This window comes from Paenibacillus sp. JSM ZJ436, from assembly GCF_044383795.1.
Classification (GTDB): domain Bacteria; phylum Bacillota; class Bacilli; order Paenibacillales; family Paenibacillaceae; genus Paenibacillus_AQ; species Paenibacillus_AQ algicola.
In genome coordinates this window covers 29043-53408 of the sequence record NZ_JBISEO010000017.1, presented here as the reverse complement: position 1 = coordinate 53408, position 24366 = coordinate 29043, and the positions used below count along the sequence as shown (strand labels likewise).

Sequence of the window (24366 nt, the reverse complement as noted above, 5' to 3'; positions counted from 1 at the left end):
ACAGGCTCACTTCTTGGGACTGCGCATCACGTAGCCCAGCCCCCGCCTGGTCAAAATATACTCCGGCTTGCTCGGATTCTCTTCGATTTTCTCCCGCAGACGGCGGATGCTGACATCCACGGTACGGACATCGCCAAAATACTCAAAGCCCCATACCGCCTGCAGCAGATGCTCTCGTGTCATCACCTTGCCGGCGTTCTTCGCCAGGTAATAGACCAGCTCATACTCGCGGTGGGTCAGATCCAGCGCTTCCCCGCTCTTGTAGACCATATACATGTCGGTATCAATGAACAGCTCCAGCAGCCGCAGCCCCTGCTCTTCTCCGCCCGGTGCCGTGCCGTTCTGCTCTGTCGAGGGGCTCTTGTGCTGCCGCCGCATCTGGGCCTTCACCCGGGCCAGCAGCTCTCTTGTGCTGAACGGCTTGGTCACATAGTCGTCCGCACCCAGCTCCAGCCCCAGCACCTTATCAATCTCCCCGTCCTTCGCGGTGAGCATAATGATCGGTGTCTGCAGGCCGGCAGCCCGTACCTCGCGGCATACGTCCATGCCATCCTTGCCCGGCAGCATCAGATCCAGCAGCATCAGATCCGGATGACGGGACAGCGCCAGCTCCACAGCACTGATGCCATCGAACGCGCAGATGACGTCATAGCCTTCTTTTTCCAGATTAAACTTTAAAATATCAGCGATGGGCTGCTCATCATCCACCACCAGAATCGTTCCCTGCATGTGCTTGTTCACCCCAACCCTTCACTTGAGCCGTAGTTGACCCTATTTTACCATACCTGCTTGTCCCTGACATCAGGGAGGGCGGGGATCCCTTCTGCTCAGAGCGCAGTCACTCAGAAAGCTTCCTTACAATGAGAAAACCGCCCCTGGCGGGAGCGGTTGTCTCTGGTTAAGTTATGATATATAAAACCAAAAATGGCTTATGTCGTGTTTGGTAGTGTCAGTATATCACAAGTTATAGGTACTGCATAGGGTTTAGTTGATTTCCGTTCTTGCGAATTTCGAAGTGCAAATGTACGCCGGTGGAGCGCCCTGTACTGCCCATTATGCCGACCTTGCCGCCCTGTCTTACAGATTGGCCGACCGAAACGGAGATGCTGCTCAGATGTCCATATAGAGTCTGATAGCCATTGCCATGGTCGATCAAGACGGCCTTGCCGTAGCTGCCTTGGGTCCCTGCAAAAATAACCTTACCAGGCGCCGAGGCCATAATCGTGCTGCCGCCTACCAAATCAATGCCCTCGTGCTTGCTTCCCCATCTCGGGCCGTAAGCGCTCGTAATGCGCGCACCGCTCACCGGCCAGGCGAACATCTTGCTTGAAGACGCGGAAGCTGCGGCCACGGTCTTCTTCTCGACCTTGGTGCCTTTATATACGACCTCCGGCAGAGCCGGCTCCGTCACCTCCTGGCTCACCCACTGCTTGGAAACAACTTCGCCATTCTCCTTCGTGACGATATAGCTCACTTCCTTGACGCCATCCCGTCCGGGACGCACGACCTTCCGCTTGCCAAGCGGCAGCTCGTCACTGGTACGCACAATCGTCTCCGGCTTGCTCGGCATGTCCTCTGTCACGGTCTCTACCGTGCGGACGGTGAGCGGTGCCTTCGGCGAGGTCAGCTTCAGCTCCATACCGATCCCCACATATTTCTCCTTGAGGCCGGGATTCAGCTGGAATACCTCCTGGCTGCTCATGCTGTGCGCCTGGGCGATGGAGGAAACGGTATCTCCCTCCCGCACCGTGTACGTGATCGGCTGCTCCTTCGCTGTCGTCAATGCAGCAACAGCCGCTTCGACATCCAGCACCTTGTTAGGGTCCGCCTTGACGCCGGATACCGAGAACTCCTCCATAATAGAGACAGAGGCGTTAGCAGCGCTGGAGCCGGCGCTCGTCTTCTGCAGCGGCAGCGCCGCCTTGGCAGAGCTGCCGGCCTTCTCTTTAGCAGCGTTAGCTGCAGGCGCATATTTGGCCTTCGCTGCCTCCAGCACAGCCTGTGCGGCAGCCTGATCCTTCACAATAGCGACCGTCTGCCCATCCAGCTTCAGCTCCACGCCGCGGGCGTATGCTTTCAGCATCCCGTCCAGCTTCGCCAGCGTCTCCTCGGCGTGGATCTCCGGCTTGTAATCCCGTTCCATCCGGGTCGTTATGGCATCCGTATGCAGCACCATATCTACCTCGGGGTATTTCTCATCATAATATTGCTGCTTCAGCCCCAGCAGCTTCTCCAGCTCGTCATCGCTGTTGATGGCACCCACCAGATCTCCATGAACGTAGACCTGATAAAAGGGAACCGTATTCGCATTGACATACTCCCGGCCCCCCAGAAACGCTCCGCCTGCGGCCAGCAGAATCCCAGCTGTAATATAAATAACCTTTAGCTTCCGGCGCTTTGAGCTTGAAGCCGGAGTAGCCGGGCTGTTGTCAGGCTTCGCCTTTGATACGGGTAGCCCATGCTGCTCCTGCAGCCCCTCTGATGGAGCGGATGACGTCTTCAAACGGTCCTGAAGACGCTGAACCCACTTGAATATCTGGAAACGCTTCATACTGTTCTCCTTTATTCCTTGTACATCCCGTGTAAGAAACCGTTATATTCTATCATTAAGCTGCGTCTCTGCAACGATTGCTTTAAAGGTGTCAAAATTTTAACTTTTTACTGCCTCGTTAACTGTACCACAGCACGAAGTTTCGAAGCAAGTCTGCAAAAAACGACAAAAAGCCTGCGTTTTCAGCAGGCTTCCTTCTTCATCAGGCTATTTCAGCATATCCATCAATCTCTTGAATTCCTCTGGGCTCAAATACGCCGAGATGCCCTTCTCGATCTCCTCCAGCTCCAAAGCCGTTAATCCATTCTCCATCGCGGCAGAAATCCGCTGCATCTCGGACTGGGGCAGCTTGGTCATCAGCAGCGTGAAGATCTCTTCCTTCTCGTCCGGCGTCAGGCTGCTCTTCTTCTCTCCTAAATCATCCGGGCTCATGACAATTTCCTGATCCTCCAGTGTGCCCGGCTCCTTCTCCACGCTGCCCATGACGGGCAGCGAGCCTTCCGGTGCCTCATCATGATCCCCCGCCTCACTGCCGCTGCCGGCAGGAACATCTGCTCCCGGCCCGCCACCAGGTTCCGCCGGTTCCCCATCTGTTGCCGGGGATCCGTCAGGTACGCTGTCGGCATGAGCTTCGGCCTCGGCTCCGCTGCCACCCTGCTCTTGATGGTCTCTGTCACTCCCGGAGCCGAACATCGAGCTGACGATTCCTCCGAAGCCCAGCGGCTGTCCTTCCAGCTCGATATTGAAGCTGGTCAGCACGGCTTGAAGATACGTGCTGACGATCCATCCTGTCGTCAGGATCGTCAGACTGCTGATGAGTACCGCAGCCACGCTGATTTTGATCAGCCATCGCAGCATGCGCATAGATAACTCCCCTCCTTCCCGTGTACTTCTTGTACACGGCTCGTCCTTCCTCTCTACTCAGTATGGACGGACGACTGAAGGTTCAACCTCTTAAGTTGTCTAGGGGAGTGTTTTTTTATGCGCAATCGACGGCCAAAAAAAGACCCGCCGGAAGCATAAGCATCCGAAGCAGGCCTTTTACATTTAGATCTTGATTGATGCTGCCATGACCCTAGAAGCTCACGTCCACGGCAGTGTTACCGTCATTATACGTAGATCGGTGCAATCTGGTTCGTCTGCTCCCGGTTACGGCCCACGGAGAAAATAGCAATCGGAATACCGGTCAGCTCGGCGACACGCTCAACATAGCGGCGAGTGTTCTCCGGAAGGTCATCCATCGTCTTCGCACCGGTAATGTCCTCGCTCCAGCCTGGCAGCTCCTCATATACCGCTTCACACTCGGCGAGCATGTTCAGGCTTGCCGGATAATGCGTGATCTCTTCACCGCGGTATTTGTACGCGATACAGATTTTCACCGTTTCCAGTCCGCTCAGGACGTCGAGAGAGTTCAGCGACAGTCCGGTGATGCCGCTGACGCGGCGGGCATGGCGGACGACTACGCTATCGAACCAGCCGACGCGGCGGGCACGGCCGGTCACGGTGCCGTACTCATGTCCTTTTTCCCGGATAAAGTCACCGATCTCGTTGTTCAGCTCTGTCGGGAAAGGTCCATCGCCCACACGCGTCGTGTAGGATTTCGCAACCCCGATCACCTGCTGAATCTTGGACGGGCCTACCCCCGAGCCGATGCATACGCCGCCAGCCGACGGGTTGGAGGACGTCACATACGGGTATGTACCCTGGTCAATATCGAGCATAACGCCTTGAGCGCCCTCGAACAGCACCTTCTTGTCATCGTCAATCGCATCGTTCAGGACAACAGAGGTGTCCTTGACATAGCGGCGAATCTGCTCGGCATATTGCAGGTAGGTTGTCAGTACCTCTTCCACGTCCAGCGCCTGACCGCCGTACACCTGGGTAATCACCTGATTCTTCTCGTTCATCAGATGGCGGAGCTTCAGCTCGAATTCCTTCGCATCCATCAGATCTGCAATCCGAATGCCGTTACGAGCCGCCTTATCCATATAGCACGGGCCGATCCCTTTACGGGTCGTTCCGATCTTGTTCGGTCCCTTACGGTCCTCTTCCAGCGCATCCAGCACCATATGGTACGGCATAATAACATGCGCGCGGTCGCTGATCACCAGATTGTCTGTGCTGAAGCCGTTCTCGTGAATGTACTGAATTTCCTCCAGCAGCGCCGCCGGGTTAATTACCATGCCGTTGCCAATGACGCAAATCTTATCCGTATAAAATACCCCGGATGGGATCAGGCTCAGCTTGAATTTCTTATCATTAATCAGAATGGTATGGCCGGCGTTATTACCGCCCTGGTAGCGGGCCACCACGTCAGCGCTTTCCGCCAGATAATCCGTGATCTTCCCTTTTCCTTCATCTCCCCATTGTGTTCCCACAACGACTACCGTTGACATATTCATTCCTCCGCCCGGTGATGTTCACCATATATTATTTATTATTTCATATCATATACACATCTACATAAAAATCTGAACGTAGCCGCAGCAGCCGGTCTCTTGGGACCGTATTCAACCTGCCGCAGATCTGCCGCCCTTGGGCAGCAATACCAGTGTAACAGCCTCTTTTTTTTATGTCAAATCAAAAACGAACAATCGCACATTTACATGTACGATTGTTCGGAATTGGGACAGGCCGCTATCCGGCTGCAAAGGCGTCGGCATGCGTGCGCTCATAATTGACGAACTTGTTGAAATTTTTGAGGAACACGAGCTCGACCGTGCCGACCGGGCCGTTACGCTGCTTGGCGATAATAATCTCGATAATGTTCTTTTTCTCGGTCTCCTGATTGTAGTAATCATCCCGGTACAGGAAGGCGACAATGTCGGCATCCTGCTCGATGGAGCCGGATTCCCGCAGATCACTCATCATCGGACGCTTGTCCTGCCGCTGCTCGACACCCCGGCTGAGCTGGGAGAGGGCAATGACCGGAACCTCCAGCTCCCGCGCAATCTGCTTCAGTGTACGGGAAATTTCAGATACCTCCTGCTGGCGGTTCTCTCCGGCCTTGCCGCGGCCGTGAATCAGCTGCAGGTAGTCGATCAGAATCATGCCGAGCCCTTTTTCCTTCTTCAGGCGGCGGCACTTGGCGCGGATATCCGCCACCGTTACCCCTGGTGTATCGTCGATATAAATCTCCGCCTCCGACAAGGCTGCAATGCCCATCGTCAGCTTCGACCAGTCCTCATCGCCCTTGAAATCTCCATTCCGCATGACGCCCGCATCCAGGTTCGCCTCGGCGCAGATCATCCGCTGCACCAGCTGCGGTGCAGACATCTCAAGACTAAAGATGGCGACGGTCTCTTTGGCACGAATGGCGACATTCTGCGCAATGTTCAGCGCAAAGGCAGTCTTGCCGACGGACGGCCGCGCAGCGACGATAATAAGGTCGTTTCGCTGAAAGCCGCTCGTCATCTTGTCCAGATCCACGAACCCGGATGGAATGCCGGTCGTATTCCCGCGGTTCTGGTGAAGCGTCTCTACCTTCTCGAACACTTCCATCAGCACATCCCGGATGGCAATAAAGCCGCTGCCCGACTTGCGGTTGGAAATTTCGAGAATGCGGCGCTCCGCCTCGCTCAGCATGCCCGACACATCTTCCCCGCCGGTATAGCCCTCGCTGACGATCTGAGTCGCCGTGCGGATCAACCGCCGCAGCATCGATTTCTCCTCAATCATCTGGGCGTAGTAATCTACGTTCGCAGCGGTGGGTACCCCGTGTGCCAGCTTCGCCAAATAGCTGACGCCGCCGATCTCCTCCAGCTGCCCTTTATCCTGCAGCCTGGAGGTGAGGGTTACCAGGTCGATCGGCTGGCCTTCCTCGCCCAGCTGCACCATGACCTCATAGATCATCTGGTGCGACTTGTCGTAGAAGTCCTCACTCTGAACCCGCTCCATCGCGGTGATGAGCGCTTCACTTTGCAGCAGCACCGCGCCGAGCACCGCCTGCTCTGCTTCCAGATTCTGGGGAGGTACCCGATCGAAATAAGCTTCTCCGCTCATTATTCCTCCGTAATCTGTACCTTGAGGGTCGCCTTCACCTCAGGGTGAAGCTTCACCGGTACCTGGGTAACGCCCAATGTCCGGATGGGATCGCTTAGCTCAATCTTGCGCTTGTCAATTTTCAGCTTCTGGGCTGCCAGCGCCTCTGCAATCTGCTTGCTCGTAATTGCGCCGAACAAGCGGCCGCCTTCCCCGGATTTCGCCTTTAGCACAATCGTCATATCCTCCAGCTTCTTGCCGAGCGCTACCGCCTCGTCCTTCTCCTGCTGCTTGCGCTTCTCCTCGGACAGGTTCTGCTGCTCCAGCGTCTTCATGTTGCCGTCCGTCGCCGGACGCGCCACACCGCGTGGAAACAGGAAATTCGTTGCATACCCTTCAGATACTTCCTTCACTTCGCCTTTCTTGCCTTGGCCCTTCATATCTTTTATAAAAATAACCTTCATTCAAATAACCCCTCTTTCGCTTCAATATCAGCCAGCACGTCCATCAGCTGCACCTCTGCCTGCTCCAGCGTTGTATCCAGCTGTACCGCTGCATTGGTGAGATGGCCGCCGCCGCCCAGCCGCTCCATCACCATCTGTACGTTCATGCGTCCCATCGACCGGGCGCTGATGCCAATCCGTCCGTCGGTCCGCTCGCTAATGACAAAGGAAGCCTGGACATCGGTCATATTCAGCAGCATATCGGCGGCCTGGGCAATAAGCAGCTGTGAAATCTGCTGCCCGGAATGCGTCACGGCGAGCGCGATATGTCCATATACCATTCTAGCATGTTTGATGATCTCTGCCTTAGCGATAAATTCTGTCAAATCTTCTTTTAACACCCGTTGAATCAAAGCGGTGTCCGCTCCGTGGCGCCGCAGGAACCCGGCGGCCTCAAAGGTCCGCGAGCCTGTATGCAGCGAATAATGCTTCGTATCCACGGTAATGCCGGCCAGCAGCACGGTCGCCTCCAGCGGCGTCAGGGACACCCGCTCATGAATATACTGCAGCACCTCGGTCACGAGCTCACAGGCCGAGGAGGCGTAAGGCTCAAGGTAGACCAGTACGGCATCATTAATAAATTCCTCGCCCCGCCGGTGATGGTCGATGACAACGACCCGGCTCGCCTGCTTCACAAGGCGCGGCTCCATCGTCATGGACGCTTTATGAGTGTCTACCACCACCAGCAGGGAGTGCGGCGTCAGCAGCTGCAGCGCCTGCTCCGGAGAAATAAAGCGTCCGGAGAGCTTCTCCTCCTTGCGCACCTCGTTCATAATGCGCTGCACGGCAGGATTCAGACCCTCCAGCACGATATGCGCCTCCACATTGTACAGCTGCGCCGCCTTCAGCACCCCGATGGACGCTCCAATCACGTCCATATCCGGCAGCTTGTGGCCCATAATAATGACGCGGTCGCTCTCCTGCATCAAATCGCGAAGCGCGTGTGAGATGACTCGGGCGCGGACCCGGGTCCGCTTCTCCACGGCGTTCGATTTGCCGCCGTAGAAGGATAGGCGCTGACCTGCTTTTACCGCGGCCTGATCGCCGCCGCGCCCCAGCGCCATATCCAGACTGGACTGCGCCAGCTGACCCAGCTCTGTGACATCATCGGCGCCAAAAGCCAGCCCGACGCTCAGCGTCAGCGGCACCTTCAGATCCGCGGTCATTTCCCGCACCTCATCCAGGATCACGAACCGGCTGTTCTCCAGCGCATCCAAAGACCGCTTGTTCAGCATCATGAGAAACCGCTCGGAGGAGAGCCGCCGGAGATACACATTGAACTCACGCGCCCAATCCGTGACCTGGCTGCTAACTCTGGCGAGCAGTGCGGTCCGCTGCTGATCATCCATGCCCTGGCTGGCCTCATCCACGTTATCCATCATCATAATCCCGATGGCGAGCCGTTCCTCTTCATAGGTCTGGCGCAGATTCACAAGCTCCGTAATTTCATCCAGGTAAATCAGCCGCTCGTCCGGTATGACAGTAGCGCCGTAGTATTCCTCATCATGCGACAGCTCCAGCCGAACCTCCTTGGGCAGGCCTTCCTTGGATTCCTTTTTCTCGCGCAGCGTATCCACCAGCTCCGGAAACAGCTCTGCAAGCGGCATTCCGACCAGATTGCGGTGCGGAAACATCCCCCCGACGAACTGATTGCTCCATTCTACCGTCTTGTCCTCACTATAAAGGATAATGCCAAAGGGAAGGGAGCTTACAGCCTCCCCTTCCACCCTGCGGATGCGAAAGGATAAATCTCCGATGTATTCCACCAGATCCCGCCGCGCCTTCATCTCCGCCTTCAGCATGCCGTAGCCGCTGGCCAGGGAAAGGAACAGGCCGATCAAGCCCAGCCAGGTATTATAAGCCGATATGAAAATCACGAGCAAAAGGACCAGAGCAAACGCCCAGACGGTATAATAGCCGTGCCAGCGTTTCTGTAGAAATTTAGGCATGACTGATCACCCTATCTTTTGTTTTTACTAAATGCCTGGCGCAGCGGAAACACCAGATCCAGAATGCCGATAATCTGCATCGGCGGGAACAGAACAATCGGAATGGCTGACAGGATCGGCAGGATCGGATGCCACTTCCGGTTATCGGCCAGAAAGAAGAAGAAGCCCAGCGCCTGAATCATAAAGCACAGCTGCAGCAGCGGCGTGGCGTTAACGACAATGACCTCCAGGAACCGGCTGTCCGAATCCTGACTCGCAAAATCCAGAATGACGACCAGAAGGTAATACCAGATCAGCGAGCGCGGCAGTCTCCAGTCCTTGGCACGCTTCAGCGCCGGTACCGAAACCCCCATCCGGTTCAGCACCGGGCGAGCGATCGCATGCGTAATAGCAACAATCAGAAGCGAGCTGAGAATCATGGCAAACGGCAGCATCATCTGGGTCATGCGGCTAATAGCTTCGCTCTGCTCGGCGGTCCAAGTCAGGCCTCCAGTCAAAGCGCCGCTGCTGCCCATATCCTCCAGAGGCTGCGTGGTCATGGTGACGATATCATCTACATACTGGTTCACATCCAGCTGGAAAAACGCCGTTCCGACTACTAACAGCAGCACCAGCTCCAGCAGCAGCGCCGCAAGGCCGTAGCGGAGCACCTTCATCGCCGGCTCCTGCTTACGGTACAGCTGTCCCATAATGACGCCCGGAACCAGGAAGAACGCAGCCATAACTAGAAAAATCGGGTGAATCAAAGCCACTGCGAGCCAGACCGGCACGATGTGGAGCATGAATAATTTTAGAGGCAGTGCAGCGAATAGAACGGCAACCGGCACAACGAGCAGAAATGCAGTTACCATGGAAAACGGTGTAAGTAACGACAGCAGCAAGAGTAAATAAATGATGCTCCAGACTGCAGGCGCAAAGCGCTGTTTCAATAGGTTCACCTCTTACGCAAATGTTCTTGGAGTGCTGAAATATCCTGATACCAGTCCTCCAGCTGATGGCCTTCCTGCTGGTGTTTTTTTAGCTTTTCAAGTAGGAGCCCATCCAAATCCTTGTAGGACATTCCCAGTCTGCGCCCCAGTATGTAAGAGCTCATCATGAGGCTGGCCAGACTATCCCCAACCTTACCGGTGCTTCCTTCCCACAAGGCCTTGAACAGCCGGGACACATTGTCAACGACCTCCGTCTTCAGCCACTCAATGACCTTGGCTCTCTTGGCAACATCCAAATCCTTTGGCAAGCCTCATCTCTCCCGTGAAAAAGCTTTATTGCTGATTATAGCATAAAAGCGCCTTCCCCACACCAAGCGAGCGGGGAGCAGCAGTCTCGAACATACAGCACGAGCCTGCGCCGCTTGAATTTCAAAGTGCGGTCGCAGGCCCGATTCTTGGCTCATGGTCTTCAGGACGAGGCCCCGCTGGATTCAGCGGCAGGCTCCCGGGAAACGAATTTTTCACAATATTCAATGACCTGGCTGCGGCGGACGATGCCGATAAAACGGTTCATATCATCCACTACCGGTACAAAGTTCTGCACCTTCGCCAGGTTGATCAGATCCTCCATATTCGCCTCGATCGAGACCGGCTTGATCTCCATCCGCAGCGGAACGTCCCGCAGCGAGAATCGGGAGGAATTCTCAAACGTGATCTGGCCATCCGAGTTTTTCATGTACCACAGCAGATCTCCCTCCGTCACCGTCCCCGCATACTGTCCGTCCTTATCCAGAATCGGCACCGCCGTATATCGGTGGTACTCCATCCGCTCCAGCGTTTGCCGCAGCGTGGAATCCCAAGTCAGGCAGACAACCTCCTGCTTCGGCAGCAAAAAAAACGCGATATTCATAATTCCTGAATCCTCCTTCTAAACACGGACGCTCTTGTTCAGATGTCCGCCGTCGCTCTTTTTTCAATCTATGCGACCGTACGCCACCGTATGGCGTGAATTTGCAAGCGCTTTATTATTGCAATCTTTCTCCAACACATTTCGGCTTACAGGACACAAAATCAGCAGCCAGACAATCCGGACTGCTGATTTAACTCATCCTGCACTATATCAGTCCGTATGATCCGGCCTGCTTCATTATTCTTCCGCTTCTACAGTTTTCTGCTGCTGAGGCTGTTCCTCCGCTTCTGCTTCCGGCTTCATGAGTTGGGACTCTGGCGTGTCCGGATTCATCCAGTTGTCGATCATATCCTTGGCAAGCTGAACATCCTCTTCATAAGCTTCATTATAAAAAACGCCGCCATAGCGCACACCTTCACCCATAATCGTCATTGTGGTCATTTCCGGCTTGCCGCCAGCCATGAGCTGCTTCGCCAGGTCCACCATAAATTTAGGCTGCATATCCGTCTGGAAGTTCTCTCCCATAACCTCGATATACTCCGGCACTCTGCTGATCTGATCCAGCTCCTTCAGCCGCTTGGCTACGGCATCGAGGAATACCTGCTGCCGCTTCGTCCGGTTATAATCACTATCCTCACGGTAGCGCACGTAATTGAGCGCATCCTCTCCGTAATAGACAGGCTGATTCGCCTTGATCGTGAACTTATCGTGATTCCAGCCTTTGTTCACAATGTCCTTGCCAATCGGCAGCTCCACGCCGCCCATAGCGTCAATGACGTCCTTCAAGCCCTGAAAGTTAATCGAAGCATAATAGTTAATGTCTTCATCCAGAAATGCTTCCATCGTGTCCAGCGCCATCTGATGGCCGCCAAAGGCAAAGGCATGCGTGATCTTGTCTTTATGTCCGCGGCCGACCATTTCCACATACGTATCCCGCGGGACCGAGATCAGCAATATATTCGATTCCTTCGGACGTACCACCGCCATAATCATCGTGTCGGAGCGTGCCGGTTCATCCTCCCGCTGATCGCTTCCCAGCAGCATGACGCTAAACGGCTCGCTTTGCAGCACCGCCGGCTCCGGGGCCTGCTCGCTCTGCAGCGGCTTGTATGAGTGCTGCAGCGAGTTCTCCACCTTATCAGCCATGAACAGGTCAAAAGCCAGCACGGTCAGTTGGGAGCGAAACAGAAACGCCAGCCCGCCGAGCAGCATAACTGCGGCCAGGGTGATATATATCATTTTCCTCTTCATGAGTTATATTCCTTCTTTTTTTATAAAATAATAGCTTGGGGCTGACTGATTTCCATGTTTGCGGAAGCTACTCTTTCGCCGCCTCCTTTCATTCATTAAACGAATATGCGCCCTGATGACGCATCATGACCGGCGTGTTCATTGCAGGCTGCAAGACCGTCCGCCGGGGCATCACTTTTATTGTAAACGATGTTGAGTCTTCCTGTGAAGGGATCGGTAAAACTTCCATAATTCATCCACAATTACGTACCTGCCATAGATTAAAAAAGAGCAGCCGTCGCCTTCTCCGGATGGAGCCAGTCGTTCAGCCGCTCTTGCAATGTCATATTCTTGCTGAAGCCATAATCAAACAGCCTCCGCGTCTCTTCAAACCGCTGCTCCCTACTGCCCGTACCGAGCACGACAGCGATCAGGCGGGTGCCGCCTCTCTGGGCTGTGCCTGTGAAGCAATACCCCGACTGCTCTGAGTAGCCGGCCTTCAGTCCGTCTGTTCCTTCATAGGCATAGGGACCAGCCATGGATGGAAGCATCCAGTTGTTGCTGCTTAAATATAAGTCCTTGCCCGCGATCTTGATCTGGGTCTGGCTTGAGGTGTCCAGAATTTCGGGGTACTGCGTAATGAGATGAGCCGCCAAAAGGGCTGTATCTGCCGCAGTCATTCGGGTGCTGCTTGCAGCCGGCTTACTTCCGTCTTTGCCGGGGTGCTTCTGCTGTGCCTGTGCGGATGGATAAAATACCGTTTGCGGCGATAATCCCAGCTCCCGGGAGCGCTGATTCATCAGGTGAACAAAATCCTTCTCCGTGCCAGACATATGCTCCGCCAGAGCCATTGCTGCATCCTCGGCAGAGTAGAACGCGACGCCTTGAAACAGCTCCTGCACCGTCACGACCTCACCGGCTTGAAGCCGCAGGCGGTTGCCCTGGGACTGACTCGCTGCCAGGCTGACCTTTACCTTGTCCTCCCAGTGAATAACACCTGAACGGACGCCATCGAGCACGAGCAGCTGTGTCATCAGCTTCGGCATGCTCGCTGAAGGCAGTGGAGCATTCTGATTATGGCTATACAATATTCGGCCGCTCTGTAGATCCAGCAGTACGACGGCCTTGGCCTGCGTCTGTGGCCGTTTGCCGGAATCGGCACCGGCAAGCATCAGAGAGCCTGCCGGGAAAGCAATCAACATCATCATCACTACCCAAAACCACTTTTTCCTCATCGCGTAACCCTCCATACTATATAGACGGTTGAAAAGCGGTTTTGGTCTTCTTTTTTTCACATTTTTTTAAAGTTTTTTTGGACAGCAGGAGCATGGGCGCTGCCAGAACACAAAAAACAGCGGCGAGGATTCGCCGCTGCTCTCAAAACCTATGAATATATTTATGCAAAATGGCAGGCTACAAAATGATCGTCGCCCATGTTCCGGTATTCCGGCACCTGCTGTTTGCAAATGTCCGACGCCAGCGGACAGCGGGTGTGGAACTTGCAGCCGGACGGCGGATTCGCCGGGCTCGGGATATCGCCTTTCAGCACGATGCGTTCCCGCTTCAATGTGGGATCCGGCACCGGAATCGCTGACAGCAGCGCTTTGGTGTACGGGTGCAGCGGATTGCGGAACAGCTCATCCTTGCTCGCCATTTCCACCATAGAGCCCAAATACATAACGCCGATCCGGTCACACAGATGCTCTACCACGCTGAGATCGTGAGAGATAAACAGATACGTGAGCTGCTTATCGCGCTGCAGATCACTGAGCAGGTTAATAATCTGTGCCTGGATGGATACGTCCAGCGCAGATACCGGCTCGTCCGCTACGATAAATTCCGGGTTCATAATAAGCGCGCGGGCAATCCCGATCCGCTGACGCTGACCACCGGAGAATTCATGCGGGAACCGGTCGTAGTGATAATCGGCCAGTCCGCAAATTTGCAGGGTCTCAATGACCTTCGCCTTCAGGTCCTTGCGGCTAACCAGCTTGTGGTCCAGCAGCGCCTCGCCAATCGCTTCCCCGACCTTGATTCTCGGGTTAAGGGAACTGAACGGATCCTGAAATACGATCTGCATCTTCGTACGCATCTCGCGCATTTGTTCCTTCGACAGGCTGTGCAGATCTTTGCCGTCAAAAATGACCTTGCCTTCCGTCTTCTCCAGCAGGCGAAGAATCGTCCGCCCGATGGTGCTCTTGCCGCAGCCGGATTCGCCAACCAGGCCGAAGGATTCGCCCTTGCGAATCGAGAAGCTGACGTCATCAACGGCTTTTACGTCACCGACTTTACGCTGAAACACGCCGCCGTGGATGGGGAAGTATTTTTTAAGATGATCGACCTCGAGCAGTACTTCACTCATTGTGCTTTCCCCTCCTCTTCATACAGCCAGCAGGCGACTTTATGACCACTAGGGTCTGTACCAAGCGGCGGCTCCTTCTCCACGCAAATATTCATGCAGAACTCGCAGCGGTCATGGAAGTGGCAGTTGTTGCCAAGATCGACCGGATTCGGTACGGAGCCCGGAATGGAGTACAAGCGCTCCTGGCGCTGGTTAATAATCGGCTTAGCCTTCAGCAGACCCTTGGTGTACGGATGCTTCGGATTCTGGAACAGCTCGATCATCGGTGCCTGCTCAATGACCTTGCCGGCATACATAACTACCACGTAGTCTGCCATTTCGGCCACAACACCCAGATCATGCGTAATCAGCATAATGGATGTGTTAAATTTCTTCTTGATATCACGCATCAGATCCAGAATCTGAGCTTGAATCGTCACGTCAAGAGCCGTTGTCGGCTCATCCGCGATGAGAAGCTTCGGATTACAGCTCAGCGCAATCGCGATCATGATCCGCTGTCTCATACCGCCGCTCAGCTCATGCGGATAGGACTCATAGATCTTCTCCGGACGCGGAATGCCGACCAGGTTGATGAGCTCGATGGCACGAGTGCGAGCTTCTTTCTTGCTCACCAGCTCATGCAGCATGATCGGTTCAATGATCTGCTCCCCGATCGTAAGCACGGGATTCAGGGACGTCATCGGCTCCTGAAAGATCATCGCAATCTCGTTCCCGCGAATCTGGCTCATATCACTTTTATTTAATTTCAGAAGGTCTTTGCCTTCGAACAGGATTTCTCCACCCGTTGGCGGTGTATCAATCAGCCGCATCAGTGACATGGCCGTTACACTTTTGCCGCAGCCGGATTCACCGACCACACATACGGTTTCGCCTTCTCGTATCTTGAAGCTGACATCGTCAACGGCTTTGACAGTGCCCGCAGATGTATGAAAATGCGTTTTTAAATTGCGAAATTCTACTAAATCTTTTGCCATGAGCGCATCTCCTACTTCTTCATTTTTGGATCCAGAGCGTCACGGAGACCGTCACCGATCAGGTTGATCGCCACCACGGTAATGAGGATACACATACCGGGCGGAATCCAAAGCCAAGGTCTTTTGCGGAAATCAATCAGGCTGTTGGCAGCCGAGATCATATTTCCCCATGACGGCGTCGGAGGTACCACGCCAATACCCAGGAAGCTGAGCGCCGATTCGGAAATAATGGCCCCCGCGACACCCAGTGTAGCTGTAACGATAATAATCGGAATTGTATTCGGCATCAAATGACGGAAGATCTTCCGGCGGTCCCGCAGACCGAGCGCTTCTGTCGCCTGCATGAATTCCTGCTCCCGCAGGGTCAGAATTTGTCCGCGCACGAGGCGGGCAATCGTCGTCCAGCCCAGAATACCGAGAATCAGCATCAGGAAGTAGATCCGGTCAGCCGGGTCTACCTTCAGGTCAGACAGAATCGCACCCAGGATAATCAGGATCGGGAGCGATGGAAGCGCCATAAAAATATCCGCAAGACGCATGATCACGGTGTCCGCCAGCTTGCGATAGAAGCCAGCCAGTGCGCCCAGTGTAGCGCCGATGAGGATGGAAATCCCCGTCGCTACCAAGCCTACGGTCAGAGAGATTCTGCCTGCCAGCATCAGGCGCAGCAGGATATCCCGGCCCAGCTTGTCTGTACCGAGCCAGTGCTCGGCATTAGGTGCCAGGTTCTTGTTCTTGACGTTATAATCATTCAGCTCATATGGTGAGAACCACGGTCCCACGAAGCTGAACAGAAACATAAACACTAATATCAAAAGTCCAATCACAGCCAAACGATTGCGCGCAAAACGGCGAAACGCAATTCTCCACGGAGAATCCGGCTGCTTTACAGGGACTTGGGTTTTCGTATCAAGAGGTGCAGCCTCCAGGGACAAAATAATCTCCTCCTACTTTAAACGGATTCTTGGGTCTGCGGCGCCATACAATACATCGGAAATCAGGTTTCCGATCAAAGTCAGCACGGCCAAAAAGATGGTGAAGCCCAGCATGAACGGATAGTCACGCACGTTGATGGATTCCAGATAAACCTGGCCAATACCCGGCCATACGAAGACTCTCTCCAGAATAATCGCACCGCCAAACAATGCAGGCAGCTCGAAGCCCATCAGCGTAATTGCAGGCAGCATGGCATTACGCAGCGCATGCTTGAATATCACTGTCCGTTCCTTTAAGCCTTTCGCGCGCGCGGTACGAATGTAGTCCTGACGAATAACCTCCAGCATGCTTGTCCGGAAATAACGGGTCAAGCTTCCTGTACTAAGCATCGTCAATACCAGAACCGGCAGGAAGGCATGCTCAACAACGTCCCAAATATACCCGAAGCCCGTCGCTTTGGAGCCAGCCGTTGTCATTCCGCCGACAGGGAACCAGCCCAGTTCCAGCGAGAACACCTTAATGAGCAGAAGACCGATAAAGAAGGATGGTAGAGACATAAATAAGAAGACTAGCAGCGTTACAATTTTATCAAAAAAGGAGTACTGAAATCTAGCCGAGAACACCCCGGCAAATATAGCCAAGATCCAGCTTAACACCAAGCTGGCAAATGCAATAATGAATGAGTTCCATACATAGTTATCAATTACTTTTGTTACAGGCTGTTTGTGCTGGAGTGAGTCTCCAAAGTTTCCTGTTGCCATGTTTCCGGCCCAGGTGAAATAACGCTCAACCGGCGGCTTATCCAAACCATAAATAGCCCGAAGCTCGGCTTTTTTCTCAGCCGTCATACTCGGACTGTTCTTTGCAGTGATATAGTCGCCTGGCACCATAGCGGATATGGCGAAGACAAGTATGGAAATCCCGATCAGTGTCGGGATCATCTGCAGCAGCCTCCGGATGATATACTGCTTCATAATCTTTCCTCCCGGCATATAAGTGGATATGCTCAGTCCTCGCGGACTGAGCATATCCTTCCTAGATGTTATTATTCAAGTGTTGCTTGGTACAGGCTGTAAGGGAAATCCTTATAAGCGGTAATGTCCAGACCGTTTACACGGCTATTGATCGCCCAGCCATCACGTCTTTGATACAGGAACAGGTTCGGAAGATCCTTGTTCATTTCTTGGTACATTTGCTTGTAGATCTCAGCGCGTGCTTCAGGACCGCCAAGCTCCATTTTACCTTTTTGCATCAGCTCATCCACTGTAGCATTGGAGTATCCAGTATCATTCTGTGCACCGTCTGTAATGTAAACGGTGTTGTCTGGATCTGGAGTCAGTCCCCATGCTGCGAAGAACATTTCAAAGTTGCCTTGGTCTTTCTTATCCATGATGGCGTTGAAGTCCAGCGTTTCCGCTTTGATTTCGATGCCCAGGTCTTGATAGTTTGCAGTCATGATTGGAAGCAGTGCTTCTACAACCGGGTTGTCTGCTGTTGCAGAGAAGTCGATGGTGAATTTCTGTCCGTCTTTCTCCAGCACGCCGTCTGCACCTGCAGCCCAGCCTGCTTCTGCAAGCAATTCTTTCGCTTTTTCCGGATCGAAGTCATAAGTTTCTACGTTCTCATCTGTGAAAGCCCAAGATACGCTGGATTCCGGAATGTTCAGCGGGTTGGCATAAATGCCGTAGATGCTTTCAACGATCTCTGCACGGTTCAGGCCGTACATCAGAGCTTGACGAACCTTTTGGTCTTGGAACTTCTCTACATTGTGGTTAAATGCTACATAGCCGTAACCGTTCGTAGGGAAGATGTTCAGATCCAGGAAGCCCATCATCTTCACTTCTTCTACGTTATCTTCACTTACTGTAATCATGTCCATATCGATTTCACCGGACTGCAGCATTGGAAGCATAGTTTCATCCGTTGTTGTTTTGTAAACCAGGTTCTTGATCTTCGGAGCGCCTTTGAAGTAGTTCTCGTTCGCTTCGAATACAACCTCTTGTCCTGGGGAGAACTTGGTCATGATGTAAGGACCGCTGCCCAGTGGCTTGTCATGCAGGGTTTTCAGGGAATCCATGTCGCCTTTTTTGAAGTCCTTGCCATAGTAGTGCTCAGGAATCAGGGCAACATCACCCAGGTAGTCACGAGTCAACGCTGTAGCTTCTTCTACAGTAACTTCTACAGTCAGATCGTCAATGACTTTAATACCGGAGATTTCAGTAGCATCTCCTTCTTTATATTCCTTGGAGCCCACGATTTTCATAGACATCATGTCGGACTCACCATCGTAAGCTGGATCAAGCATAATTTTCATTGCGAATACATAGTCGTTCACGGTCATTGGCGTGCCATCGGTGTACGTTACACCTGGCTTCAGCTTGAAGGTGTACTTCAGGCCGTCCTCGGACACGTCCACGCTCTCTGCCAGGCTCTCTGTGTAAGTACCGTCACCGGATACTTCGAGGAAAGTGTCAAAGATGGTGTTGACAACGTACTTGTCATACGCCGTTTGCCAGAAGTATGGGTTGAATACCCCTTTTGGAGAAGTCATACCAACGATCAGCGTATCTGTACGATCCGTAGCGGTAGTCGGGTTTGCAGAAGGATCTTCTGCTTCGAAATAACCATAGCTTTCTTCTTCGCCTTCTGAAGGTTCCTCTGTGTTTTCCCCTTCGTTGTTAGCAGGCGCCTCTTGCTGTGTTCCAGTGTCCCCTGACTCTTCAGCACTGTTGCCGCCGGAGCATGCAGCCAATACAGAAACAGCCATCAACAGCATTACCAGCAGCAGCGACATTCTTTTCTTCATGCTTAATCCTCCTTCAAAATAATGGTGCTTATCAATTATCAGGATAATTTGGAAATTACCCATACATAATGACAAAGCGAAAGCTTGACGACGATGGAATCATGACTCCCCTTACAGTTCAGAAAATATACCAATGGTCAATTAGTTGCAACGACATTCACATATCTTCTCTTCTGTAAAATTAATGTTATGATACGTGTAAAATTAGATGACGTCAATCACTTTTTTGAAATTTGATATAAAAAATGTTTCCCAGCGCGACTTTAAGACCTCTTCGATCGGCTTTAAGCTCCATGAATAGCCTTCATAATTTCAGAAATGTCTGCTAATACTTCGCAAATACATCTTCCTTTCATTTCATTTCGGTTTTTTTTGAAGGTTTACGTTAACTAATATAACATAAGGTGCCTGGTAAATTGCTTATTATTTTGACGATGTAAAGAAAGATTAAGCTTTACGTAAAATTCAGGTGTGGATTTTTATCGTTTACGCGGTAAAGGTTCTCTTTTGTATCTGTCGGTGTAACGTTTAATTCATTATTCTGAAAAAAGAAGCCCCAATGCCGCTGGAGCTCCTCCTCATCTGAAGCTGAGTCCTACACCGATTTCACCCATGCTGCCTTTAGGTCCATCTCCTCAATGCACTGCTGATGGTCATGCAAATCATTGGCGATCAGTGGAGTTACCGGATACATGCTCATCGGTGCCTCGTACGTTCTGAGCTGGCGCTGCAGCCGCTGAATGCTGGCGTTCTCCGGCTGCAGCCAGGCCGCGATGCCTTCGCTTGACAGAATCGCCGGCATACGCGGCTCAAACTCGCGGATCGCCACATTCGCATCTGTCATCAGCATGGTGGAGGTGCGGGTCTCCTCGCCCTTCGCGTTTCTCCATACCTCGTACAAGCCGGCTACACCAAAGGGCTCGTGATTCTCAGTCACAACGCGCACCGCATATCTTCGCTTGCCTACCGTTCTCCAGTAGTACAGTCCGTTACAAGCGATGACGCAGCGGCGCTGCTCTACCGTCTTCTTGCTATAGGTGGGGTTGGCATAGACCGTCTGAAGGTCCGCATTAACCGCATCCCTCCCCCAATAGGGCACCAGCCCCCAGCGATACTCATCAAGCACCAGATTACCCAAGTGATCCAGCATCATCACCGGCATGCTCTGCATCGGGCTAATATTATACCGGCTCTTGTAAGGGTAAATGACCCGTCTGATGTCAAAATGATTCTGTATCTCGTCCAGCGACGCGGACATGGAAAAGCGTCTGCACATGATGTTGTCCTCCTTTTTTCCATAGCATTTGGATAAATGAGGAATTCTATGCATGTGCTGTGAATGTCCTTCCTGAGTGGACACTTATGATGCATTCGAAGGTGTGGGTCAGAGACCATGCTCATGGCATGAATGCCAGCATTCAGATTGAGGTTAGTTTAGGAGCATATATAAGAAGGAAAATTTTTGACGGTACTCCTATCTCATCTTTGGGAATCCCCATTCTTCCTTTAATGGAGCCGATTTTCGTCCTCGGACGTCTACTGATTTCTATACTTTGTTTACGATCGCTAAGCATCTGCCAGGGATGCCATGAGTTGCGGCTATGTATAGGGTACTGCCCCGGCGTGACATGGCATGTCCGGTTGTCTACTTGGGATAGACAAGAGAGGAATGGAACCCGGATGGGCGTCTTCAAAAAGAAATAAAAAAACAGCCTGCCGCAATGGCAGACTGTTTCGTTCTGCAGAGTCTATTACTCTGTAGTGTATGGAAGCAATGCGATTTGACGGGAGCGTTTAACCGCAATCGTCAGTGCACGCTGGTATTTCGCGCTAGTTCCAGTCACACGACGTGGCAAAATTTTGCCGCGCTCGCTGATGAACTTCTTGAGGAGATCGATATCTTTATAGTCAATGTGAGTGATCTTGTTCACAGTGAAGAAACATACTTTACGACGCTTGTTGCGGCCGCCACGGCGTGCCGGTCTTTTGTCGTTGTCTCCGCCTTCTCTTTGCTTGAAAGCCATGTGTTGTCAGTCCTTCCTTATTAAAATGGCAAATCATCATCCGAAATATCGATCGGTTTTCCTTCATCGGAAAAAGGATCCTGATTGTTGCGCGAGTAACCTCCACTGTTCCCCCGGTTTCCGCCGCTATTGCTGCTTCCTCCGTTGTAGGTGGATTCCTCACGTTGTCCGCTGCCTCCGCCGCTGTCACGGTTCGATTCCAAGAAACGGACATTATCTGCAATAACTTCAGTCACGTATACACGCTTACCTTCGTTATTCTCGTAATTCCGTACTTGAATGCGTCCTTCTACAGCCGTCAGACGGCCTTTACGCAGATAGTTCGCACAGGTTTCCGCGAGCTGTCTCCAGGTTACTACCGGGATGAAATCCGCTTCGCGTTCCCCGCCTTGTCCAGTAAACGGACGGTCTACGGCAAGCGTAAACTGAGTGACCGCAACCCCTGCTGGTGTATAACGCAGCTCAGGATCCCGGGTTAGCCGGCCGATCAAAATGACACGGTTCAACAATCCAATCCCCTCCTTAGAACGAATTCAATTACAAACCCACGTCTTAGGCTACGTCGTTTGTGATGAGATAACGAATTACTTCGTCAGAAATTTTCATGATACGCTCAAGCTCGGTAACGACTGCAGGCTCTGCAGTAAAGTTAACCAGAACATAAACACCATCACGGAATTTCTTGATCTCATACGCAAGACGGCGCTTACCCATTACATCATGCTTCGTAATTTCTCCGCCGTTGGAGATGATGCCTTGGAATTTTTCGACTGCAGCTTGAACAGCTTCTTGCTCAATGTCAGGACGAATAATGTACATCACTTCGTATTTGCGCATAACTTTCACCTCCTTATGGACTTCGGCCCCCAATCCAGGTTGGGAGCAAGGAGCGAGCGTAAACTCGCACCATAATATAATACCAGAACGGATGATCGAAAAGCAAGGATAATTGCCATTTTAGCATGATTATTTCTGAAGCCTCTGCTCCTTCTCTTGGTCCTATTCCCTTTTTACATAAGATCTTTTCAGGGACTGCCTCTTCTTTCCTGCTATCAGGCTGCCCTTTCCGGGAAATCCTAAAGCGGTAATATTCATATCCTGATTAGGAGGCGATGCATGATGGGTGAACGCAGCAAATTTCGTGGCGGTGACAAAGCGCCTAACAATGGTATCTATATTGAGGTCGGAGAGAATGACCATATCATGGGGATCCAGGACCCCCATCAGATCACGATGAAGGCAGGAGACACCTTCCCGGATGTATCCAATGAAGATCGGGTATGGAAAAACAAACGTCACGTCCAGCCCAAATAATTGCGCTGAGGCACGTATAATCTGCGTCAAACGGGTCACAATATAATCAGGCGGTGCAATGAGAGAGGTGTGGTTCCGTTGGATGATTCAGCCGAATTACGCATAGGATCCAGCTCTGCACTTAAAGCATGCGGAGGGAATTAGCTGAAAGCTTGACCACTGGACAAGTGAAATGCTCTTCACCGAAGTATCGCAGCATGTGTTAGTTCTGATTCGACAACATCACATGCACCGTCTAACCAGCAAGAGAGGCCTGAAAGGGCCTCTCTTTGTTATGCTTAATGTGACTACATGCAAAAATACCTGTGCACTAACGTTCAACGTAGCACGCCTTTTATTTTCACTGTCGTTAAAGAATTCCTTTCCGATTACGGTTATACAAATTATACAAAACAAACGGAACCACCCGCACAAAGGCTGATGATTCCGCAAAGATTAATTTTGGTCTTACCTAGTTATAACCAGGTAGTATAATTAAGCTTCTTCTTCCAAGACTCCGAGTTCTTCAAGTCGTTTTATGACTTCGTGCTCAATGATTTGCTGTATCGTTTCACTTAAACTTAAAGTTGAAATGAGTTGAATATCAATTTTGGTTAAATCTTTGGGGTTAACAATGCCGACCAGTCTCTCTAAACGACTACGAGTAACAGATTGTATCTGGTTGACCATTATAAAACTATCGCGATCAATCATGCCAGGATAGTCTGCTGCACGTATGATGACATCCGAAGATATCGTGATCTTCTGTTCGCCGCTGCTCTCATAAAGAGAAGAAATAGGTATAACTACCACAGTATTTCTTGGGAAAGTACTATCAAACATGACGACAGCTCTATGGTCTCCCCTCAATATCCTGGAAGGACGCCCCGCAAGAGGATGCTCGCCACTAAAATGAACGAAAAACACTTCTCCTCTTTGGAAATTACGATTATCGCTATAGACTGGCAAACGACATTCTCCCCTATAAAAGAATTTAGCCTTCTAGGAGTCGTTCTTGTTGCTGTTTAAACTTAAGACGCTTCTTTTCCTTTTCGTCCCCAGAAATGACTTTACTGAAATCAATCCCCGTTTCTCTTTGGAGTTCACGGAAAGCTTGATTCAAAACAGACTGTTGTCTGTTATTCATGACGAATCGGCTGGACTTTGGTTTCAACTGAATAACCTTACCCATTAAAATCACATCCTTAAGTTAATGGCTCTAATTCATTATAGCATACAAGGGGAGAATCAGGGTGTATTATTCCCCTAACAATGCTTTATTACCCTAGTTGATTATACTTATACAATTTATAACAGTTTATTCACCTAACCAATTAAGAGTCACAAAATTAATGCGCTAGGTCGTACGAGAGCCTGCGTACATATACGTATACCCTTTTTCGGTACTCTTATCTCCGCCGAGTAACGATGTGACTTGCGGATTTGACATCATGCCCTGATGCCCTATACCAGAGGAGCCTATCGACGTACCTAGCCGCGTATCGTACGCTCCTTTAAGTTATTGGCGCGCTTAACTTTAATTACGAAGTCGACCGCCTCTGCAAGCATATATGACGGAGGACCAACGTTAATTATTGGATTGCGCATATTTACCGTCTTACGTCCGTTTTTTTGTCTATAACGCAAAAATACCCCCTACGCGATAATCACGTAGAGAGTATTCCGAAATCATTAAGGCGCGCTTCGCGACGCAATCAGCTAGCGCCTTATCGTATGTAAATCGATCAGCTTACGCCTCACATAACGTACTGTAAACCGCACAACAGCGGGCTGTAACATAAGTGGCGGAAAGGGTGGGATTCGAACCCACGCACGCCTTGCGACGCCTAACTGATTTCGAGTCAGCCCCCTTGGACCTCTTGGGTACCTTTCCACAGCAAGATTTATTGTATCATGG

24 protein-coding genes and 1 tRNA gene are annotated in these 24366 nt (G+C 51.9%); 1 reads left to right on the top strand and 24 read right to left on the bottom strand.

What is annotated here, in order from left to right:
- Window positions 1-6 precede the first annotated feature (6 nt).
- The 21 genes from yycF to rpsF form a co-directional block, all read right to left on the bottom strand.
- A complete protein-coding gene (gene yycF, locus ACH6EH_RS17100; protein ID WP_397333219.1) occupies window positions 7-729 on the bottom strand; it encodes a response regulator YycF in 723 nt (240 codons plus the stop codon).
- Window positions 730-964: 235 nt separating this feature from the next.
- Window positions 965-2551 carry a peptidoglycan DD-metalloendopeptidase family protein gene (locus ACH6EH_RS17095; protein WP_397333218.1) on the bottom strand — a complete coding sequence of 529 codons (1587 nt, stop codon included), beginning with the start codon at window positions 2549-2551 and terminating at the stop codon, window positions 965-967.
- A gap of 207 nt (window positions 2552-2758) precedes the next feature.
- Entirely contained in the window at window positions 2759-3415 is a 657-nt protein-coding gene (locus tag ACH6EH_RS17090) for an ICP22 family protein (protein ID WP_397333217.1), read from the bottom strand.
- Window positions 3416-3660: 245 nt separating this feature from the next.
- Window positions 3661-4947: an adenylosuccinate synthase gene (locus tag ACH6EH_RS17085; protein ID WP_138227512.1), complete on the bottom strand. Its 1287-nt coding sequence runs from the start codon at window positions 4945-4947 to the stop codon at window positions 3661-3663.
- Window positions 4948-5188: 241 nt separating this feature from the next.
- On the bottom strand, window positions 5189-6553 hold the full coding sequence (gene dnaB / locus ACH6EH_RS17080; protein WP_138227513.1) for a replicative DNA helicase: 1365 nt from the start codon (window positions 6551-6553) through the stop codon (window positions 5189-5191).
- Window positions 6553-6996: a 50S ribosomal protein L9 gene (rplI, locus tag ACH6EH_RS17075; RefSeq protein ID WP_397333216.1), complete on the bottom strand. Its 444-nt coding sequence runs from the start codon at window positions 6994-6996 to the stop codon at window positions 6553-6555. Before rplI ends, dnaB begins: the two co-directional genes overlap by 1 nt.
- Window positions 6993-8984 (bottom strand): DHH family phosphoesterase, encoded by a 1992-nt coding sequence (locus tag ACH6EH_RS17070; protein ID WP_138227515.1) that lies wholly within the window; start codon window positions 8982-8984, stop codon window positions 6993-6995. The genes rplI and ACH6EH_RS17070 overlap by 4 nt, the downstream gene beginning before the upstream one ends.
- 11 nt (window positions 8985-8995) lie before the next feature.
- A complete protein-coding gene (locus ACH6EH_RS17065) occupies window positions 8996-9922 on the bottom strand; it encodes a DUF2232 domain-containing protein (RefSeq protein WP_397333215.1) in 927 nt (308 codons plus the stop codon).
- Window positions 9919-10221 (bottom strand): MazG-like family protein, encoded by a 303-nt coding sequence (locus ACH6EH_RS17060; RefSeq protein ID WP_138227517.1) that lies wholly within the window; start codon window positions 10219-10221, stop codon window positions 9919-9921. Before ACH6EH_RS17060 ends, ACH6EH_RS17065 begins: the two co-directional genes overlap by 4 nt.
- Before the next feature lie 161 nt (window positions 10222-10382).
- Entirely contained in the window at window positions 10383-10823 is a 441-nt protein-coding gene (locus ACH6EH_RS17055; RefSeq protein WP_138227518.1) for a CBS domain-containing protein, read from the bottom strand.
- Window positions 10824-11060: 237 nt separating this feature from the next.
- A complete protein-coding gene (locus tag ACH6EH_RS17050) occupies window positions 11061-12074 on the bottom strand; it encodes an LCP family protein (protein WP_397333214.1) in 1014 nt (337 codons plus the stop codon).
- Window positions 12075-12334: 260 nt separating this feature from the next.
- Window positions 12335-13288 carry a D-alanyl-D-alanine carboxypeptidase family protein gene (locus ACH6EH_RS17045; RefSeq protein WP_397333213.1) on the bottom strand — a complete coding sequence of 318 codons (954 nt, stop codon included), beginning with the start codon at window positions 13286-13288 and terminating at the stop codon, window positions 12335-12337.
- A gap of 161 nt (window positions 13289-13449) precedes the next feature.
- Complete coding sequence (locus ACH6EH_RS17040) at window positions 13450-14415, bottom strand: ABC transporter ATP-binding protein (protein WP_138227521.1); 966 nt, start codon at window positions 14413-14415, stop codon at window positions 13450-13452.
- Entirely contained in the window at window positions 14412-15389 is a 978-nt protein-coding gene (locus ACH6EH_RS17035; RefSeq protein WP_397333212.1) for an ABC transporter ATP-binding protein, read from the bottom strand. Before ACH6EH_RS17035 ends, ACH6EH_RS17040 begins: the two co-directional genes overlap by 4 nt.
- A gap of 11 nt (window positions 15390-15400) precedes the next feature.
- Window positions 15401-16324: an oligopeptide ABC transporter permease gene (gene opp4C, locus ACH6EH_RS17030; protein WP_208203700.1), complete on the bottom strand. Its 924-nt coding sequence runs from the start codon at window positions 16322-16324 to the stop codon at window positions 15401-15403.
- A gap of 12 nt (window positions 16325-16336) precedes the next feature.
- On the bottom strand, window positions 16337-17299 hold the full coding sequence (locus ACH6EH_RS17025; RefSeq protein ID WP_397333211.1) for an ABC transporter permease: 963 nt from the start codon (window positions 17297-17299) through the stop codon (window positions 16337-16339).
- A 71-nt stretch (window positions 17300-17370) separates the two neighbouring features.
- A complete protein-coding gene (locus tag ACH6EH_RS17020) occupies window positions 17371-19131 on the bottom strand; it encodes an ABC transporter substrate-binding protein (RefSeq protein ID WP_397333210.1) in 1761 nt (586 codons plus the stop codon).
- 595 nt (window positions 19132-19726) lie between these two features.
- Window positions 19727-20407 (bottom strand): SOS response-associated peptidase, encoded by a 681-nt coding sequence (locus ACH6EH_RS17015; protein WP_397333209.1) that lies wholly within the window; start codon window positions 20405-20407, stop codon window positions 19727-19729.
- A 475-nt stretch (window positions 20408-20882) separates the two neighbouring features.
- Window positions 20883-21155: a 30S ribosomal protein S18 gene (rpsR, locus tag ACH6EH_RS17010; RefSeq protein ID WP_138227527.1), complete on the bottom strand. Its 273-nt coding sequence runs from the start codon at window positions 21153-21155 to the stop codon at window positions 20883-20885.
- 20 nt (window positions 21156-21175) lie between these two features.
- Complete coding sequence (ssb, locus tag ACH6EH_RS17005; protein WP_138227528.1) at window positions 21176-21664, bottom strand: single-stranded DNA-binding protein; 489 nt, start codon at window positions 21662-21664, stop codon at window positions 21176-21178.
- A gap of 43 nt (window positions 21665-21707) precedes the next feature.
- Window positions 21708-21992, bottom strand: coding sequence for a 30S ribosomal protein S6 (gene rpsF, locus ACH6EH_RS17000; RefSeq protein WP_138227529.1), 285 nt, complete (start codon window positions 21990-21992; stop codon window positions 21708-21710).
- Between the two features lie 279 nt (window positions 21993-22271).
- Between rpsF and ACH6EH_RS16995 the strand changes: the two genes are divergently transcribed.
- Window positions 22272-22469: a YjzC family protein gene (locus ACH6EH_RS16995; RefSeq protein WP_397333208.1), complete on the top strand. Its 198-nt coding sequence runs from the start codon at window positions 22272-22274 to the stop codon at window positions 22467-22469.
- A 474-nt stretch (window positions 22470-22943) separates the two neighbouring features.
- On the opposite strand, the gene ACH6EH_RS16990 is transcribed toward ACH6EH_RS16995, so the two are convergent.
- The 3 genes from ACH6EH_RS16990 to ACH6EH_RS16980 all read right to left on the bottom strand — a co-directional run bounded on the left by ACH6EH_RS16990 (window position 22944) and on the right by ACH6EH_RS16980 (window position 24342).
- Window positions 22944-23417 (bottom strand): type II toxin-antitoxin system PemK/MazF family toxin, encoded by a 474-nt coding sequence (locus ACH6EH_RS16990; RefSeq protein ID WP_397333207.1) that lies wholly within the window; start codon window positions 23415-23417, stop codon window positions 22944-22946.
- 25 nt (window positions 23418-23442) lie between these two features.
- On the bottom strand, window positions 23443-23640 hold the full coding sequence (locus ACH6EH_RS16985; RefSeq protein ID WP_397333206.1) for a hypothetical protein: 198 nt from the start codon (window positions 23638-23640) through the stop codon (window positions 23443-23445).
- 611 nt (window positions 23641-24251) lie between these two features.
- Window positions 24252-24342: transfer RNA gene (locus ACH6EH_RS16980), tRNA-Ser, on the bottom strand.
- Window positions 24343-24366 lie beyond the last annotated feature (24 nt).